This is a genomic window from Helicobacter sp. T3_23-1056 (assembly GCF_053654535.1).
In genome coordinates, this window is record NZ_JBSIUU010000017.1 from 41,916 (window position 1) to 59,286 (window position 17,371).

The 17,371-nt window shown below is 40.5% G+C and carries 17 protein-coding genes and 1 tRNA gene; 8 read left to right on the forward strand and 10 right to left on the reverse strand.

The genetic code is table 11. The features are described 5' to 3' along the window. Positions 1 to 240 precede the first annotated feature (240 nt). From ACWIUO_RS09440 to ACWIUO_RS09450, 3 genes are all read left to right on the forward strand, one after another. Positions 241 to 528, forward strand: a complete 288-nt coding sequence (locus ACWIUO_RS09440) for an HU family DNA-binding protein (RefSeq protein ID WP_454177650.1) — start codon at positions 241 to 243, stop codon at positions 526 to 528. 54 nt (positions 529 to 582) lie between these two features. Then, positions 583 to 659 (forward strand) — tRNA-Arg (locus ACWIUO_RS09445). Between the two features lie 109 nt (positions 660 to 768). After that, complete coding sequence (locus ACWIUO_RS09450; RefSeq protein WP_454177651.1) at positions 769 to 1,464, forward strand: YggS family pyridoxal phosphate-dependent enzyme; 696 nt, start codon at positions 769 to 771, stop codon at positions 1,462 to 1,464. A gap of 401 nt (positions 1,465 to 1,865) precedes the next feature. Here ACWIUO_RS09450 and ACWIUO_RS09455 read toward each other — a convergent pair whose 3' ends face one another. Both ACWIUO_RS09455 and corA read right to left on the reverse strand, forming a co-directional pair. After that, on the reverse strand, positions 1,866 to 2,588 hold the full coding sequence (locus ACWIUO_RS09455) for a TerC family protein (protein WP_454177652.1): 723 nt from the start codon (positions 2,586 to 2,588) through the stop codon (positions 1,866 to 1,868). 66 nt (positions 2,589 to 2,654) lie between these two features. Further along, positions 2,655 to 3,614, reverse strand: a complete 960-nt coding sequence (corA, locus tag ACWIUO_RS09460; RefSeq protein ID WP_454177653.1) for a magnesium/cobalt transporter CorA — start codon at positions 3,612 to 3,614, stop codon at positions 2,655 to 2,657. A 407-nt stretch (positions 3,615 to 4,021) separates the two neighbouring features. Here corA and ACWIUO_RS09465 point away from each other — a divergent pair, with 407 nt between their 5' ends. Beyond that, complete coding sequence (locus ACWIUO_RS09465) at positions 4,022 to 4,246, forward strand: hypothetical protein (protein ID WP_454177654.1); 225 nt, start codon at positions 4,022 to 4,024, stop codon at positions 4,244 to 4,246. Between the two features lie 18 nt (positions 4,247 to 4,264). Beyond that, positions 4,265 to 4,432, forward strand: a complete 168-nt coding sequence (locus ACWIUO_RS09470; RefSeq protein WP_454177655.1) for a hypothetical protein — start codon at positions 4,265 to 4,267, stop codon at positions 4,430 to 4,432. A gap of 288 nt (positions 4,433 to 4,720) precedes the next feature. Here ACWIUO_RS09470 and ACWIUO_RS09475 read toward each other — a convergent pair whose 3' ends face one another. Next, positions 4,721 to 8,620: a hypothetical protein gene (locus ACWIUO_RS09475; RefSeq protein ID WP_454177656.1), complete on the reverse strand. Its 3,900-nt coding sequence runs from the start codon at positions 8,618 to 8,620 to the stop codon at positions 4,721 to 4,723. Between the two features lie 319 nt (positions 8,621 to 8,939). On the opposite strand from ACWIUO_RS09475, the gene ACWIUO_RS09480 reads away from it, so the two are divergent. Then, the gene (locus tag ACWIUO_RS09480; protein WP_454177657.1) at positions 8,940 to 9,086 is read left to right on the forward strand and encodes a hypothetical protein; all 147 of its coding nucleotides are present in this window, start codon (positions 8,940 to 8,942) and stop codon (positions 9,084 to 9,086) included. Positions 9,087 to 9,104: 18 nt separating this feature from the next. Here the strand turns inward: ACWIUO_RS09480 and ACWIUO_RS09485 are convergent, their stop codons facing one another. Further along, on the reverse strand, positions 9,105 to 9,242 hold the full coding sequence (locus ACWIUO_RS09485; protein WP_454177658.1) for a hypothetical protein: 138 nt from the start codon (positions 9,240 to 9,242) through the stop codon (positions 9,105 to 9,107). Between the two features lie 3 nt (positions 9,243 to 9,245). Between ACWIUO_RS09485 and ACWIUO_RS09490 the strand changes: the two genes are divergently transcribed. Then, complete coding sequence (locus tag ACWIUO_RS09490; RefSeq protein WP_454177659.1) at positions 9,246 to 9,374, forward strand: hypothetical protein; 129 nt, start codon at positions 9,246 to 9,248, stop codon at positions 9,372 to 9,374. A gap of 253 nt (positions 9,375 to 9,627) precedes the next feature. Here the strand turns inward: ACWIUO_RS09490 and gap are convergent, their stop codons facing one another. Beyond that, a complete protein-coding gene (gap, locus tag ACWIUO_RS09495) occupies positions 9,628 to 10,665 on the reverse strand; it encodes a type I glyceraldehyde-3-phosphate dehydrogenase (protein WP_454177660.1) in 1,038 nt (345 codons plus the stop codon). Positions 10,666 to 10,768: 103 nt separating this feature from the next. Further along, on the reverse strand, positions 10,769 to 13,891 hold the full coding sequence (locus tag ACWIUO_RS09500; protein ID WP_454177661.1) for an efflux RND transporter permease subunit: 3,123 nt from the start codon (positions 13,889 to 13,891) through the stop codon (positions 10,769 to 10,771). 588 nt (positions 13,892 to 14,479) lie between these two features. Here ACWIUO_RS09500 and ACWIUO_RS09505 point away from each other — a divergent pair. Continuing rightward, on the forward strand, positions 14,480 to 14,641 hold the full coding sequence (locus ACWIUO_RS09505) for a hypothetical protein (protein WP_454177662.1): 162 nt from the start codon (positions 14,480 to 14,482) through the stop codon (positions 14,639 to 14,641). Between the two features lie 1,186 nt (positions 14,642 to 15,827). Here the strand turns inward: ACWIUO_RS09505 and ACWIUO_RS09510 are convergent. From ACWIUO_RS09510 to ACWIUO_RS09525, 4 genes are all read right to left on the reverse strand, one after another. Then, a complete protein-coding gene (locus ACWIUO_RS09510) occupies positions 15,828 to 16,163 on the reverse strand; it encodes a hypothetical protein (protein WP_454177663.1) in 336 nt (111 codons plus the stop codon). After that, the gene (locus ACWIUO_RS09515; protein WP_454177664.1) at positions 16,156 to 16,323 is read right to left on the reverse strand and encodes a hypothetical protein; all 168 of its coding nucleotides are present in this window, start codon (positions 16,321 to 16,323) and stop codon (positions 16,156 to 16,158) included. The genes ACWIUO_RS09510 and ACWIUO_RS09515 overlap by 8 nt, the downstream gene beginning before the upstream one ends. A gap of 385 nt (positions 16,324 to 16,708) precedes the next feature. Beyond that, complete coding sequence (locus tag ACWIUO_RS09520) at positions 16,709 to 16,966, reverse strand: hypothetical protein (RefSeq protein ID WP_454177665.1); 258 nt, start codon at positions 16,964 to 16,966, stop codon at positions 16,709 to 16,711. Positions 16,967 to 17,076: 110 nt separating this feature from the next. Next, positions 17,077 to 17,371 (reverse strand): hypothetical protein (locus ACWIUO_RS09525; protein WP_454177666.1); only part of this gene is annotated, 295 nt, incomplete at its 5' end.

Here is a 17,371-nt window from a genome sequence, read left to right on the forward strand (position 1 = left end):
ATGTTGAAATCCCTAGTGCAAAATCGCCTTTAATCGTTTAAAAACTTGCCAAAAATAATGTTTAATCTGCGAGGTAAAAACTAGGCAAAAAAGGGCAATGTAGGACAAAAATCGCGTAAAATAGCCTAAAAATAGGGGAAAAATCGCATTTTTTTGTAAAATTTTGCGCAAAATCCTTGATTTTAGAAAAAAAATTGTATAGAATAAGCACGCTTTAAATTTCACCTCAAAGGAGACACGATGAATAAAGCAGAGTTTGTAGAACTTGTAAAAGACGCTGGCAAGTTTTCAAGCAAAAAAAGTGCAGAAGACGCAGTAAATGCTTTCGTAGCAGCTGTAGAAAAGGCTCTTAGCAAGAAACAGTCTGTTGAGCTAGTTGGTTTTGGTAAATTTGAAACCGCTTTGCAAAAAGGCAAGTCTGGTAAAGTTCCCGGAAGCAACAAAACTTACAAAACTGCGGACAAACATGTTCCTAAGTTTAAACCCGGTAAGAGCTTGAAAGACCTTGTAGCTAAGGCTAAAAAGTAAGTCTTTTCCCCCATTTATTTGGGGCTTGCCCCATTTATTTGGGGCTTGGGGCTTGTCCCCGTAGCTCAGCTGGATAGAGCGTACGATTCCTAATCGTAAGGTCGTGGGTTCAAATCCCGCCGAGGACACCACTTTTTGACTTCTTTTCACTTCTCTAAAATACTCTTAATAAAATCCACAACAAATCAAAATCACATAAAGCAAGACTAAAAAATCTAATGTAAAAAAAGGTTTAAAAAAATGATAGACGCTTTTGCGACAAATCTAAAAACTATCCAAAACAAAATCCAAACAATTTCCAAACAATACGCACAAAAACACGACATAAAATCTCACAATATCAAACTTATCGCCGTTTCAAAATACCATAGCATAGATGAGATTTTGGCTATGCACTCTTTGGGGCAAAACTCTTTTGGGGAAAATAAAGTCCAAGATTTGAAAACAAAAATTAGCCAAATAGATTTTAGCAAGAATTTTGAATGGCATTTTATAGGCTCGCTTCAGCGCAACAAAATAAACACCCTTCTCTCATTAAATCCCGCATTGATTCACTCCATAGATTCTCTAAATCTAGCCTATGAAATAGATAAAAAATGCAAACAACTAGGCAAAATCCAACCTATACTTCTCCAAGTAAATAGCGCAAATGAGCCTAGCAAACACGGATTTGACTTAAAAAACGCAAAAGAGGCATTTCTAAAAATCAAAGAAAGCACAACAAATCTAAATCTATGCGGGATAATGACTATCGGCGCACATAGCGAGGACAAAAGCAAGATAGAGGATAGCTTTGCGCGCACAAAAAAACTGCACGACAGCCTAGAAAAATATGGCTCTAGCGTGCTGTCTATGGGTATGAGTGGGGATTTTGAGCTAGCATTGCAAAATGGAGCAAATATGCTTCGCATAGGTTCTGCGCTTTTTAGGCATTAGATTTTGTAAAAACGCGTTAGATTTTGCGACAAAAAATCTAAAAATATAGTTTTTGCAATTTTTATGATTTTATGACAATAAAAAATACATTTTCGCAGAATCACGCATTAAAAGAAAGAGTAAAAAAGTAAAAAAGAAGCAAGGACTCATCACGCGGTTTTTTACAAGGAGTTTGAAAAACATTTCTGTCGGGTTTGTTGGTTTAGCACCAATGCAACTTTTTAGGCAAGTTGCCAGCCCTGTGATGAGCCTTAGGCGAAATTCTAAAAAACAAAAGTATATGATTTCTAAATGAAATATATATTTTTGTAAAAAATAGATATAAATTGCAAAGAAAGTGTGTATTTTTACTGCAAAAATGCGTTTTTAGATTTTTCACTCTTTGATATTTAGCGATATTGTTAGGATTTTTTGTTTTGTTTGGAAGTTGCAAATATATTTAGGCATTCTATGAGTAGCGAAAACGCCATAGCAAAATATACATAGCCCTTTGGGATTTCATAGTGTAGCCCATCAGCGACAAGCACCACGCCTATGACAAGCAAAAATCCTAATGCCAAAATCTTTAAGCTAGGATAAGCCTCTATCACAGCGCAAATCCACTCGCTAGCAAACATCATCGCCACCACAGCGACTAAAATCGCACATATCATCACTTCCAAATGCTTAGCCATACCCACCGCCGCAAACACAGAATCTAGCGAAAAAATAATATCTAAAAATCCAATTTGTGCGATGATAAGCCAAAAGCTAGGCTTTTTTGGCAGGTTAGATTTTGCGTGGCTAGATTTAAATGCTAGCTCGTGGATTTCTTTGGTGCTTTTATATAGCAAAAAAATCCCGCCTAAAATAAGGATAATATCCCTCCCTGAAATGTCTAATCCAAATGCGACAAAGAGCGGATTTGTAAGTTTGGTAAGCCAAAAAAGAAACCCAAGCAACGCTATGCGCGTAAGCCCCGCAAAGCTAAGCCCCAAAATCCTAGCTTTTTTTTGCTCCTCTTTTGGCAATTTAGCAACCAAAATGGCTAAAAAAATAAGATTATCCACGCCAAGCGCGATTTCCAAAAGCACAAGGCTAACAAGCGCAAACCACGCCTGTGGCGAAGCAAGAATCTCTAGCATTGCAAAAACCATTGCATTATAAAATGCCCGCTATGGCAAAAATCAGCGCAAGATTTTCGCATTTGATTACAACCAGCCTTTTTTCTTAAATATCACGATAGGAATCGCGGTAGAAACCACCATAGCCACTAGCACCACAGGATAGGCATAGGGCAGCTCAAGCTCGGGCATATTAGTAAAATTCATACCATAAATCGTGCCTATCAGCGTGGGGGGCATCATCGCCATTGTCGCTACCGTAAATAGCTTTATGATTTTATTTTGCTCGATATTGATTTGGCTTGTAAAAATGCTTTGGGTATTATCAAGCATACTTAGATTCACATTGGTAAATTCTACTAGCGAATTTAAGTCTTTTAGCACGATTGTAAGCTCTTTTTTGATGTCTTGCTCGACTTTGCCGCTGCGCAATAACGCCATAATCGCCCGCCTTTTATCAAAAAGAGAATCCCTAACGCTCAAATTTAGCTCTTGTAAGCTAGATAATCTAGCAAGCCTTGCGATATGGTCGTGTTCATTTGAAGTCTCTTCTAGCGCGGATTTTCGCAGGATTTTGGTTAGCTTTGCAGCACCTTCTAGCATATCGGCATCTTGCTCGACACGCACCTCAAAGATTCTGCTTACGATGTCAAAACCATCTTCAAATTTACGCGGACTAATCAACACGCTTTGATGAATCTCATTAAACACCTTAAAATCCTCATAACGAATGGTAAATAAGATTCCTTTTAGCAAAAGAAAAGTAACGGTTTCATTATGCAGTTCTAGCTCCGCATCACGCGTAAGAAAATAAGTATTTATCGTTATCGTGTCCGCATCTTCGGCATATCGCGCACTCTCTTCAATCTCCTCTCTCTCCTCTTTGGTAGGAATATCTAGCGCGTAAGTTTTGGCGATATAAGAGACCTCCGCAGCAGAGGGGTGAAGCAAATCTATCCACAAAATCGCACCCTCTGGCAATGAAAAATTATCTTGGATTTTCTTTTGCACGACCATTGAGCCTTGCTTAAAAAACACATTCATCATTGGAAGCCTCCTTGTGTGAAAATTGCATTTGCGCTAAAAACGGCATTTTGCGTTACAAATCGCATTGCAAGCGAATATTATATAAAATCTAAGTATTACATTAAAATCGCAAAAAATCAAAAAAGTATTATAGCAAAATCGCAAAAATCATTTTATTAGATTTGTATTTTTTGTTATTTGGATTTGGATTTTTTGCGCTTTAACAAACGCATTTTTATTTCGGTTTTTGATTTTTTTGACTTTTTTGATTTTGTTTTGTTTTAATGTTGTTTTGATTTTGATTTGTTAATGGCTATGTGTTTTTATTATTTTGCTTGCGTGCTTTTTTTGCGCGTTGCTCCGTATGTTTTTTGGATTTTTTTTTTTTTTTTTGGATTTTTAGCAAAATTTTTTTGTTGTGATTGCCATTGCGAGTGGTTTTTGATACAAAATCCGCTCGCAATCTACAATGTAAAATAAGCAAAGTAGATTTCCACACAAATGCTGTCGCATTTGCTCGCAATGACGATTTGCTTGGGGAATTAAAAATCCCCTCCCTTAAGAAAGTTGCAACACCTATTAAAACCCCCCTCACTTGCGGAGGGGGGTTCGCTTCGGCTAACGCCCGCAACCCGTTGGGAGAGGGTAGGTAGTTTTGTCATTACGAGAATTTGCGTAGCGAAGAATATTTGTGGCAATCTATCGCCCACGCTGTCATTGTAAGCATTGATTCTACTTCTGTCATTGCGAGAAAATCCGTTAGGATTTTCGTGGCAATCTATCGCTATAAAATGCCAAAAAAAAAAAAAAACACGCTTTTGACAAAAACTAACAAATAGATTGCCACGCGGATTTTATACAAAATCCGCTCGCAATGACGAATAAATTTTTTGAGTTACTTCGCTTCGCTCAGTATGACAAAATTTTTTTATAGATTGCCACGAATATTAGATTCTGCTAGAATCTAATATTCTCGCAATGACGAATCTACCCACCCCCTTAGTCCCCCTCCGCACGGGAGGGGGAAATCCCCTCTCAAAAGTCTAAGTTTTTGTCCCTCTCCATAAATCTAAAAACCTAAAACCCCCAAGATTTACCCCCCATAAAATCAAGCCCAAACTAAAGACCTACCCATCAATGTAATAAACCTTTTTCTTAGACTTCTTTTCTTTCTTTTTCTTTGACTTTTTGGACTTCTTAGACTTTTTGCCACCTTCGGCTATGCTTCTAGCTACGGCGTTGCCGTCTTTATCGGTTACATAGTCGCTCCCGCCAAACCAATACGCGTATTTGAAGTTTAGATTTGTCGTTACGCCGTTAAACCAATCACTTGTAGCGACATTTTTACCCGTAGCATCTCTCTCTTTGGCGAAACTAGAAGCATAGAAAAGCCCATCATAGCCAAATGACAATTCGTGGTTTTTCTTTATCATCCATATTAGGTCTAGCCCTAGATTCCCATACACCGAAGGCAAAGTGATTGTGCCTTTGTCGATTAGGTTTTTAGCGATTCTAAAGGTGGTTTCTTGCTTGTTTAGCATATTATACTTTACGCCTGCTTTGAAGTTTGTGCGGAATTTGTTGCCATACATTTTGTAGTAGCGCACATGCACACCGATTTGAGGCAGATGCCATATAAACGCATCATAAGTCTCATCAGCTCCAAGCGGGCGATAGTATGTGTTTGAGCCCATCAGCACATTTGGTTTTTTGATTTTGGTGTTATTTGAGCCTAGCATATCATAGCTTAGAGATACTTCAGGGCTTACATAGCTATTTCGCTTAAATTGATAAAATGTAACCCCACCTTTGACTTCTGCGCCCACATTATACACTAGCGGGATAGCGGATTTATCATTAGATTCTAGCCTCATTGTAAATCCACCCTCTTGTATCGTAAAGTTTGGCAAGTCAATCCCACCTCTTATGCTAGCTTTGATAAAGCCTTCCATCACTTTTTTGGTGATAGAGAATGTTTGGAAATAGTTTAGCCCAGCTTGCAAGCTATTTGTCTGCACGCGGGTTGGGATATTTCCTTTTAGCATTGTGTCGGTGTTGATAAACTCATAGCCTACAAACCCGCCAAAGATTCCATTTGCCCTCAAATTCCTTTGCAATCCTGCCAATGCACCACCTGCGTATTCTTGCGAATCGCTAAGCCCAAAATCTACATAGCTATGTGTCGCATAAGGAAGCGCAAAGAAACGCCAATCACGCCTACCCGTATAAGGGATAAATATCGCATCTAGTTGGTCTATGACTTCAAAGTTGTTATACCCTTTGTCTAGATTCTGTCCTTTGCTTTGCTCCAAAGTAAGCTTAGCGATTTTCTCACGCGTCTTATCGATTTGCTTTTGATTTTTGCGTGTGTTTTTGGCAAATTTGCTAGAGCGATTTGTCATTCTGCTCATATCATATTGCAATAGCCTTAGCTCTACTTCTTGGTTGTAGTATCTATCGCTATGGAAAGTCTTTGTCGTCATCGTATCTAGGACATTTTGCGTCATTATCGTGCGACGCAGACTCCCTAGAGTGAGAGCGCGAAACATATTTGCACCATAGCTAGTCGCCAAATCTGCTTCTATCATAAAACCATTATAATCAGGGCTACCATCTGCTTTTCTACCTTGCTTAAGTTTGATACCTGTCCCAGCTACCAAATGTCGTAATCCCACACAGCCTTGTGTGTATTCGTTTTTAAAGCATTTGCTTGTGTCATTGAGTCCTTTAGCCTTTGTTACTACACTACTATATTTATATATTTTGTCTGGGTCGATGCTATCCCCTGCGTTTATGACGATAGAGCCATCTGCCACGCTTATGGTAAGATTATCATTTCCTATGATATGCTGTCCCACGGTAGAGCCACCATTCCAATCGCCTCCACTATCATCTACCGTAATAGAACCACTTAAGATACCTATGTATTTGCCTGCAGCGATTTTTGGTCCTGTTTTGCCATTTGCCGTGCCTACATCCGCGAAGTTGGTAAAATCTGTGTAAAAGCCAGAATTTATCACACCCCTATCGCCGATAGCTAGTCCGCCAATAGTGCCATTGCCTGTAATCGAACCACTAATAAGTGTGCCACCACCGATTTTTAATGAATACCAATTATCCCCGGGAGTCATATTTACTCCATCTATCGTCCCTGATACTTCTAGTGTGTCTATGCGTGAAGAATTACCGATATGCACGCCGTTGAAATTTTGCAAGGTAAGTTTGCCTACATTTAGGGAATTTTGCGTGCGTAGGATTGCGCCTTGTCTATTAAGAGTCAAGTCGCCACTTACATTTAGAGGGGAGTCTTGCGTGCCCAAAAGCACATTTCTGCCCGCGTGGCTAGTGATATAGCTAGATACATCAGTAGCATTCATATTGCCCGAGCAGATGACATTGCCCCCACTCTCTACACACGACGCCACCGCACTATCTATGGTGGCTAATCCCGCTACAAATGCACTTGTGGCTAGGGACAACGCTAGGCGTTTTTTCTTGTCATTGCGAGATTCTGCGCGTAGCGTAGAATCGTGGCAATCTATTTTGTCTATAATGTCAGCGGTGGAATCCAAAGATACCCACCCCCTAGCCCCCTCCGCAAGGGAGGGGGGACAAGAAGTGTGCAAATCCGCAATGGAGGGGGAAACAATGCCGTCATTGCGAGAATTTGCGCTAGCAAATTCGTGGCAATCTATGTTTTCTGTCGGGTTTTTTTCGTGGATTGCCACGCTCACTGCGTTCGCTCGCAATGACGATTTGCTTAGGGAATTAAAAGCCCCCTCCCTTGCGGAGGGGGTTTGGGGGTGGGTAGATTTTGCACTAGCAAAATTTGCAATCTTGTCATTGAAAGATTTTGCATTGCCGTCATTGCGAGCAAATGCGCTAGCATTTGCGTGGCAATCTACTTTGCTTATTCTGCATTGTGGATTGCCACGCTCACTGCGTTCGCTCGCAATGACGGAATGTTTGCTGTCATAATGTGATTTTACAGAAACCGAAACATCTCTCTTATTGTCATATTGAGCGCGTGAGCGTGAAATATCTCTATTTATTTGCACATTTTGAGATACTTCGCTTTGCTTAGTATGACAAGATACCCACCCCCTAGCCCCCTCCGCAAGGGAGGGGGAAATAACGCCGTCATTGCGAGCGCAACTTGTTGCGCGTGGCAATCCAAAATAAGCCCCCTCCCTTGCGGAGGGGGCTTGGGGGTGGGTTTTCCTGTAACTATGAGATTTTACAATGCTGTCATTGCGAGAATTTGCAACTTTGTCATTGAAAGTTACATTATCGTCATTGCGAGCAATTAGATTCTGCATTTTTGCAGAATCTAATGCGTGGCAATCTACTTTGCTTATTCTGCGTTGTGGATTGCCACGCTCACTGCGTTCGCTCGCAATGACGGAAGTGGAATCATTGTCCGTAATGACGGAATGGTTGCCGTCATACTGCGATTTTGTAGAAAACGAAGCATCTCTCTTATTGTTATATTGAGTGCGTGAGCGCGAAATATCCCTACTTACATTTTTAGATTTTGAGATACTTCGGGCTACGCCCTCAGTATGACAAGGATTAGGATTTTGGATAGTTCGCTTATGTGTATTAGGATAAGAAACCCACCCCCTTAATCCCCCTCCGCAAAGGGAGGGGGAATTTTTATTGTCATTGCGAGAATCTGCGTTAGCAAATTCGTGGCAATCCACCCTCCCATCGTCATTGCGAGAAAATCCGCTAGGATTTTCGTGGCAATCTATGTTTGCTGTATTGCATTGTAGATTGCCACGCTTAACTAGCGTTTCGCTCGCAATGACGGAAGTGGAATCTTTGCTTACAATGACGGAAGCAGAGTCATTGTCCGTAATGACGGAGGTTTCTTTGTAAGTCTGATGATTTGCTGTTTGAAAGCTAGAGAGTTTTAGCGCGGAGTTACTCTCTCTCTCTCTCTCTCTCTCTCTCTCTCTCGTTTTTGCGCTATTGCTAAGCGCGACTTGCTTTACACCTTGTGTGTTTGTCCTTGTGTTTTTCATCGTGTCTCCTTATGGATTTGCCTTAGATTTTGACGCCTTGTCAAAGCCTTAAGGTTTTGGATTTTATCTATCTACCCCAAAATCTACAAAGTTTTTTTTTGAAGGTTTATTTGCAAGGTTTGCTTGCAAGTTTTATTTGCAAGGTTTTGCAACATTAAACTTCGCAAAAATCTTTTAGATTTTGCTAAAAGTAAATAGTGCGTAAATGTTAGTTAAATCTTTCTTAAACAACCCTTAAATATTTTAAAACATAGTGAAAAAATGCAAAAAATTTGTGATTTTTACAAAAAAAAAAAAACGGCACAAAAATGGGCGAAAAATGAGTGGGTTTTTGATGAAGCATTATGTGGGAAAAGTAAAAAATAGTGGATTTTGGTGGGAAAGTGAAAATGAATGTGGAAAATGTCAAAAATGTGGTGAAAATATTTTTTGTATTGTTAGAAAATTTGTAAGTGGTTTTTTATGAAAATCCGTTATGCTTTTGTTATTGGGGCAAACTTGCATTGCCGTCATTGCGAGCAATTAGATTCTGCATTTTTGCAGAATCTAATGCGTGGCAATCTATTTTGTTAGGTTTGTCAAAAGTGTGTTTTTCACTTTGTGAATATAGATTGCCACGCAAGTCTTGCGACTTGCTCGCAATGACAGAAGCAGAATCCTTGCCTATAATGACGGAAGTGAAATCATTGTCTGCAATGACAGAAGTCGCTTTGTAAATCCTGCAATTTGGCGATTGAGGGCTAGAAAAATTTAGCGCAGAGTTACTCTCTCTCTCTCTCGTTTGGTTGGCTTGCTATTTAGTAGATTTTCTTGCATTTAGCACCTCTTTTTATGGATTTTGCAAAATTATATTTATATCAAAAAAAAAAAAACGACAAATAAACGCCATAAATCCCCCTTTAAAGCACAAATTCGTCCCCCTAAATCCTCCCTCCCAAACACAAACCCCACTTTCCTAAATCCATCTCCCAAGCACAAATCCACCTCATAAAATCCACCCCCTAAATCTACCCCTCTAAGATAAATTTCGCCATATCGATTATGCGCGTGGCATACCCCCATTCATTATCATACCACGACATTATTTTTGCCATTTTCCCAAGTGTGAATGTCAAATCCTGCGCGACTATCGAGCTACGAGAATCCCCCAAAAAATCACTACTCACACCAAAATCCCTATCCACTCCCAAAATCCCTTTTAATGCCCCCCTAGATTCCGCTTCAAATAGCTCATTTATGGTTTGTGCGCTAGCAGATTTTGCCAAATATGCGTTTAAATCCACCATAGAGACATCTGGCACAGGCACGCGCAAAGAATGCCCGTGAATCTTATCTTTTAGCGATGGGAGGACTTTATAGAGTGCCTTTGCAGCACCTGTGGTGGTGGGGATAATGTTTAGCGCGGCGGCGCGAGAACGCCGTTTATCGCTTCTATGTGGGACATCTAGTAGTTGCTGGTCGTTTGTATAGCTGTGAATCGTGCTTAGACTAGCCCTCTCTATGCCAAACTCACGCTCCAAAATCATAGCGATAGGGGCTAGGCAATTTGTCGTGCAAGAAGCGTTTGAAATGATAGATTCTCCCTTATATTGCGCGTGATTTACACCTAGCACGAAAGTTTTTGTTTCATCTTTGGCGGGGGCTGAAATGATGACTTTTTTTACGCCTTTTTGCAAATGATGGGCTACTTGCTTAGTGGTTAGAAATATCCCGCTAGATTCCACCACCACTTCTGCGCCAAGTGTGCCAAAATCTAGTTCATTTGGATTTTGGCAAGCAAAAAGAGGGATTTTCGTTTGTCCGCCTTCTTGTGCTATGATTAGGTAGTTTGGAGTGTTTTTTGGTTTTTGCGTTTTTTCTAATCTAGCGCAAAAAGCTGGAGTGCGATGCAAAGAATCCCTGCCAAAAAGATAGGCTAGATTTTCAGCATTTGCGATGTCATTTATGCCTACAAGCTCGATATTTTCGCCCTCTTTTTGCCTTTGCAAAATAATCCTAGCAATGCACTGCCCCATTCTGCCAAAGCCATTTATCGCTATTTTCATTCGCGCTCCTTGCAAAGATTTTGTGAGATTTGATAAAATCTAAAAATACGCTTGAAATTTTACATTATCTTTTTTGCAAAAAGCCCAAAAATCATTGAAAAAACTACCTCATTTTTTCTTTGATTTTTGCGTTTAAAATCTCCCCAAATCGCGCTAAGTAGCCATAAAACAACGGCACAAAAAACACCGCGATAAAGGTCGCTGCAAGCATTCCGCCGATGACCCCCGTGCCGATAGAATGCCGTGATAGCGCGCCCGCACCGCTAGAGAGTGCCAAAGGAAGCACGCCTAAGCTAAAACAAAGCGAAGTCATCACAATGGGGCGAAAGCGCAACTTTGCTGCGCTAATAGCAGAATCTACAATGCTTAGTCCCTCCCTCTCGCGCAAATGCGTGGCAAACTCCACGATTAAAATCGCGTTTTTGGCACTCAATGCAATCAAAACAAGCAAGCCCACTTGGAAATATATGTCATTATCTAGCCCACGCAAAAATGTCGCTAAAATCGCGCCAAACACGCCAAAAGGCACGGCACTTAGCACGGCTAGGGGCATTAGCCATTTTTCATACTGCGCCACGAGAATCAAAAACACAAATATAAGCCCAAAGACAAACGCCACACTGCCACTGCTAGAGCTCGCCCTCTCTTGGTAGCTTGAGCCTGCATAGGCTATGGCATATTCTGGAGGCAAAACCTCGCTTGCCACTTCCTCTAGGGCTTTCATCGCCTCCCCGCTAGAATACCCCATATTTAAAAACCCCTGAATCTGCGCTGCGGGGAAAAGATTAAAGCGATTGATGATTTCAGCCCCCACGATTCGCTTAAATGAGATAAGCGAGCTAAGCGGGATTAAATTGCCATCGCGCGATTTTACATAGATTTTGCTTAAATCCTCTGGCGAAGTGCGGTAGCTAGAATCTGCTTGCATCATCACGCGAAATGTTCTATCAAAGGCTTCAAAATTATTGACATAATAGCTCCCAAAAGTCATTTGCATCGTAGAAAACACATCGTTGATATTGACATTGAGCGCGCTTGTGGCTTCTCTGTTGAGCTCTACTTCGTATTGAGGCGTATCCACCGCAAAGCTTGTAAAAATCCTGCTAAATTCTGCCCTCTGGCTTGCTTTGGCGATGATTTCATCGACATATCGTTTCAGCTCTTGTGCTGAGCCTCCGCCCCTGCTTTGTATGTAGGCATTTACTCCGCTAGAATCAAGCCCGATAATCGTGGGGGCTTGCCCGATGATAAAGCGCGCATTTGGGTAGCTATCAAGCTCTTTTTGCATATCGCGGATTATTGCTTTGTCGCTTTGCCCCGCACCTTTGCGCTCTTTCCAATCAATAAGCCTCTCAAATGCGATTCCGCCGTTGTTTTTAAAACTCCCTGCCAAAAAGCTAAAACCTGAAATCGTGGTTTGCTCGGCGATTAGCGGATTTTGCTGCATTGTGTGTATGAGGTGTTTTTGGGTTTCAATAGTGCGAGAGAGCGCGCTCCCCTCTGGCAAAAGTGTATGAACCGTGATGATTCCCATATCTTCGTTTGGCACGAGCGAAGTTGGCGTGTTTTTAAAAAGCCCAAAAGTCGCTAGCACAATCACCAAAAAAAGACACAGCATTAGCAAGCCTCTTTTTAGCGCATTAGCAAGCGAAATCGAGAATTTAAAGGTAAGTTTTTCAAAAAAGAGATTAAAGATTCTAATAGGCTTAATGGGTTTAGTATGCCCGCCTTTAAGAAATAGCGCGCAAAGCGCAGGTGTGAGCGTGAGCGCGACAAAGCCTGAAATCACCACCGATACGACAATGGTAATGGCAAATTGACGATAAAACTCCCCGCTAAAGCCACTCATAAAGGTTACGGGTAAAAATACCGCGCTTAGCACCAGCACGATAGCGACTACGGGTCCTGTGATTTCGCGCATAGATTCTATGGTGGCTTCTTTTGCGCCTAAGTGCTTTTGGTGCATTATGCGCTCGACATTTTCGATGACGATGATGGCGTCATCGACTACGATTCCAATGGCTAAAATAAGCCCAAAAAGTGTTAAAAGATTTATGCTAAATCCAAAGGCATACAGCCCCGCAAAAGTGCCGATGATAGACACAGGGATAGCAATCACAGGGATAATAGTCGCCCGAATATTACCCAAAAACACATAAATCACAAGCACCACTAGCACGATAGCTTCGATAAAAGTCTTTATCACTTCATTTATGCTTGCGGTGATAAATTCTGTGGGGCGGTAAGGGTTTGAGTAGCTCATACCATCGGGGAATTTTTGGCTTAGAGTTGCCATTGTTGCATTGACATTATCGGCTACTTCTAGCATATTTGCCCCGGGCTGAAGCGTGATACGAATCGGCACGCTAGGCGTGGAATTATAATAATTGTCCGTGAGATAATCTCGCGCTCCTAGCTCCACTCTCGCCACATCGCGCAGGCGCAATGTCGAGCCATCAGAATTTGCGCGGATAATGATAGATTCAAATTCCTCTGGCGTGGATAAAAGCCCTTTGGTGATAATGCTATAAGTAAATTCTGCCTTTTTCACAGGCTCTTTGCCAAAATGTCCGGGCGCAAACTGCGCGTTTTGCTCTTGGACTTTGCTTAGCACTTCAAGCGGAGAGAGGTTATACTGCTGGAGTTTGTCTGGCTCTAGCCAAATCCTCATCGCATAATCTTGCAAGCTCCACAGCTCCACGCCTCCCACGCCTTGTATGCGCTTTAGCTCATCGATGACATTGAGCAAGGCATAGTTTGCGATAAAGAGCTGGTCGTGCACGGGATTGCTCGAATAGAGATGATACATTCCAATAGGTGCGGTAGAGCGTCTCTCTACCGTTACGCCTAGTCTCTGCACCTCGCTAGGGAGCTGTGATAGCACCGCTTGCACGCGGTTATTGACATTCACTAACGCGATGTCTGGGTTTGCGTCATTGCTAAAATACACGCTTATGCTAAGCTGTCCTGCCGAGCTAGAGCTAGAGCTCATATAAAGCATATCCTCCACGCCATTTACGCTACTCTCAATGATACTTGCCACGCTGGTGGAGAGGGTTTTGGCACTTGCGCCCGGATAGTTTGCTTGGATAGTGATTTGGGTGGGGACGACTTTGGGGTATTGCTCGATGGGGAGTGAGCGCATACAAAGTAGCCCCGCGATGATGATGATGATAGCCCCCACGGTCGCAAACGCAGGGCGGTTTATGAAAAATTTGGAAAACATTTGTGTGGATTCTCCTTACTTGGTTTTATAGTTGAGATAGATTTGCGCTGTCTTGGTGCTTGAAGCAAATGTGCAACGCATAAAATCTACAAGTGCAATTATAAAACCTGATAGCAACTCTAAGTCAAGGGCTAAGCGTAAAAATCGCTAAAAAATCTAAAATCTATTAAAATATAAAAACCAAAATCTACCAAATTGAAAAAAATCTAAAATCCAACAAAAAAAATTTTTGCAAAATCACTTAGCCTTTGTATGAAAATGATTTTGTATGAAAACGATTTTGCAAAGTTGCGTTATTGTGTCAAATGTGTCAAAATGTATCAAATGTGTCAAATGTGTCAAAACCCCTCATTTTTCGCCCATTTTTGTGCCGTTTTTTTTTTTTTTGTAAAAATCACAAATTTTTTGCATTTTTTCACTATGTTTTAAAATATTTAAGGGTTGTTTAAGAAAGATTTAATTAACATTTACGCACTATTTACTTTTAGCAAAATCTAAAGGATTTTTGCGAAGTTTTTAGTTGCAGGTTTTAAATGTGAGTTTTCAAACCCGAGTTTTTAAATGCAAGTTTCAAAACGAAGGTTTTAAATGCAAGTTTCAAAAACGCAGGGTTTAAAAAAACGCATAACGCAGGTTTTAAAAAGTTTTGGTATAGATTTTTATGCCAATCTTGCAAAATCTTGCAAAATGTTGCCAAAAAACCTTGCAAACAAAAACTTCAAAAAACTTTGTAGATTTTGGGGTAGATAGATAAAATCCAAAAACCTTAAGACTTTGACAATGCGTCAAAGTCTTAAGGCAAATCCTAAGGAGACACGATGAAAAACACAAGGACAACCACACAAAGCGTAAAGCAAGTCGCGCTTAGCAAACACGCAAGCGCAAAAACGAGAGAGAGAGAGTAACTCCGCGCTAAAACTCTCCAGCTTTCACGCGCTAAATCTTTCTAGCCCTCAATCGTCAAATTACAAGACTTACAAAGCAACTTCTGTCATTGCAAACAATGACTCTGCCTATACAAAAGCAGTTTGTCATACTGAGGGCGTAGCCCGAAGTATCTCAAAAATCAAACAATAGAGATTCTTAGTTTGTCTTGCGACAAGCGGAGAATGATAGAGATAATTCTTTTTAAGGTTTTTAAGCGGTTGAAGTAGCGTAAAATGGGGAGTAAGATTTTTTGTTTTTGCATAAATTGACACAAATTTTGACACAAACGCTTTTAATTTTTTGCGATATTTAGCACAAATCCTCAAACTCTTTGCAAAAATTGACACAAAAAGAAAATGAAAATCTAGCAAAAAATCCACGCAAAAATCGCTACAAACTGCATAAGCTCTAGCAAAAGCCCTAAAAAAGCCAAATGCTTGGGCTAAAAAGTCTTGCCAAAAAGGCAAAAACGCTAAAAACACGCAAGCAATCTGCAAACAAAAAGCAGGCTAAAACAAGCCAAAAAACACGATAAAAGCGCGATAAATGCGAACTTACAAAAATTGCGAATTTGCAAACTTGCAAAATCTAAAAAATCAAAGAACACAATCTTTTTGCAAAGATTTTATGATTGCGATTTAAGCATTTTTTGCAATTTTTGTCAATAGCAGTTTTTTTCTCTGCAAAAAACACGCTTAAAACGCCCTTGCCTTAGCACTTTGAAGCACTGCAAAAACACAAACCCAAAGCCTTGAAAGCCCCTAAAATACGCATTTAATATTTTTTGTAAAATTTTGCTTTTTTTGATTTTGGCATTGTCCGCTTAGCGTGGCATTTAGCGTGTTTTAGCGCATTTTAGCGATTGCAAAAGCCCTTAAGATTATCATCAAAAATGTCAGCAAAAAGCCCACCAAATTCCCGCTAGTTTTTTGCATTTGCAATTTTCCCCGCTAGATTTTTGCAAGACGCCCTGCAATTTTTTCACAATTCCCCCTCGCTAAATTTTTTTCTAAAGGCAAAAAGAAATAAGCAAAAATACCCCTAAAATTTTGCCCGCGTCTTTATGCGGGTCGGTTTTTGTGTGCGTGTGCGGGGGAGTGTGTGGCAAAATCGCGCGTGCAAAAAGGGGGTAAATGTGGCGGGGTAGTTTTAGGTAAAAAGTGTGTGGCGTGGCGTAATAAAAAATCGTGCGGGGGTTTTTGTGCGTGCGTGAGGCTTTGTCAATAGATTTTATGCGTGCAAAATCTATGTGCGGATTTTGCCAAAAGATTATGCTAAAGGTAAAAAGGCATAAAACGCGATAAAAAATCGCGCGTGCGAAAAGGTGTAAAATGTGGCTAGGCAAAAGCGCGGATTAGCTCGCTCTCATCCATTGTTTTTAGTATTTTATAAAGTTTGTAGCGATAATTTGTTTTTTCGCACGCTTTCCATTGTGTGAGTGTGCGTAGTGAAATGCCCGTGATTTGTGCTATGCGCGTATCACTTAAACCCTTTTTTGTTAGCATTGTTTTGCCTTTTTTTGTAGTTTTTTGTAGATTTTACACCAAAAGCCCCGCGCTTTTAGTGTATGATAGATTTTGTTTAAGTATAGGTTAAGCGGGGTTTTGGTATATTTTCAGCGTAAAGTTAAGAAAAAGAGTTTAGCTAAATAGCTTAAAAAGCTGCTTAGCTAGCTCTAAGAATGCAATTAAAACTTTTAAAATCTTAATCAACATTCCTCCTCCTTTCCACTAAAAGCCATTAACCACTTAAACGATAAAATTATACTAAAAATTACAAAAATTAGCGCGTTTTTTAGCATATTTTGCTTATTTTTATGTGATTTTTGCCAAAAAAAACCTAAAAAAACGCATAAAAACCCCTCCAAAAAATCCCAAAAAATCAAAAACCCTAATGCCTTGTGTAGTTTTTTGTCCTTGTGTCGTGTGTTTTTGCTTTTGTGGTGTTGTGTGGCTTAAAAGCATTGTAGATTCCAGCCCTTGTGGTGCTAAAAAGTCTGCCTAAAAAGCTAGGTGTTTTAGTCTTTTGTGGCTGTTGTGTAGGGCTTGGGCTAGATTTGCCATTATTTTGGCGTAATGGTGTGCTAGGGGGTTGGGGTGGTTTTTGTATTGATAACCACGCATTATGAATCATTTGTGTAATACCCATAATTTTGTCCTTTGTGTTGATTTTTGCTGTGTTTGTCTAGCCTGCTAGCCTTGCTTTTTGTGCGTTTGCCAAAAATGCCTTTTTGTAAAATCTAGCAATGATTTAAGATTTTACTTGCTAAATTTAATCTGCGGGGCTTGTGGCATTTGTGGTGCTTGCGTGTTTGGGCTAAAGCCTTGTGGATTTTGATAGCCTTGCCCTGCGTTATTTTGCGGGTTTTGATAGCCTTGATTTTGTGGATTTTGATTTTGTCCATTTTGTCCGTTTTGCCCTAAGTAGCCCTTAGATTTTGCCCATTTTTCATAGCCAGCTCTGTGATAAGCCTCTTTGTCAAAGTTTGCATTATTTGCTTTGATGTATTCATTTTTGGCTTGGTAGCTTCTTAGCTCGGCTAGTTGCGCGGGC

Bases quoted from the DNA above. Each gene is read 5' to 3' on its own strand.
- ACWIUO_RS09440 (WP_454177650.1), top strand. From the start codon at position 241: ATGAATAAAGCAGAGTTTGTAGAACTTGTAAAAGACGCTGGCAAGTTT.
- ACWIUO_RS09450 (WP_454177651.1), top strand. From the start codon at position 769: ATGATAGACGCTTTTGCGACAAATCTAAAAACTATCCAAAACAAAATC.
- ACWIUO_RS09455 (WP_454177652.1), bottom strand. From the start codon at position 2,588: ATGCTAGAGATTCTTGCTTCGCCACAGGCGTGGTTTGCGCTTGTTAGC.
- corA (WP_454177653.1), bottom strand. From the start codon at position 3,614: ATGATGAATGTGTTTTTTAAGCAAGGCTCAATGGTCGTGCAAAAGAAA.
- ACWIUO_RS09475 (WP_454177656.1), bottom strand. From the start codon at position 8,620: ATGAAAAACACAAGGACAAACACACAAGGTGTAAAGCAAGTCGCGCTT.
- ACWIUO_RS09480 (WP_454177657.1), top strand. From the start codon at position 8,940: ATGAGTGGGTTTTTGATGAAGCATTATGTGGGAAAAGTAAAAAATAGT.
- gap (WP_454177660.1), bottom strand. From the start codon at position 10,665: ATGAAAATAGCGATAAATGGCTTTGGCAGAATGGGGCAGTGCATTGCT.
- ACWIUO_RS09500 (WP_454177661.1), bottom strand. From the start codon at position 13,891: ATGTTTTCCAAATTTTTCATAAACCGCCCTGCGTTTGCGACCGTGGGG.
- ACWIUO_RS09505 (WP_454177662.1), top strand. From the start codon at position 14,480: ATGCAAGTTTCAAAAACGCAGGGTTTAAAAAAACGCATAACGCAGGTT.
- ACWIUO_RS09515 (WP_454177664.1), bottom strand. From the start codon at position 16,323: ATGCTAACAAAAAAGGGTTTAAGTGATACGCGCATAGCACAAATCACG.
- ACWIUO_RS09520 (WP_454177665.1), bottom strand. From the start codon at position 16,966: ATGGGTATTACACAAATGATTCATAATGCGTGGTTATCAATACAAAAA.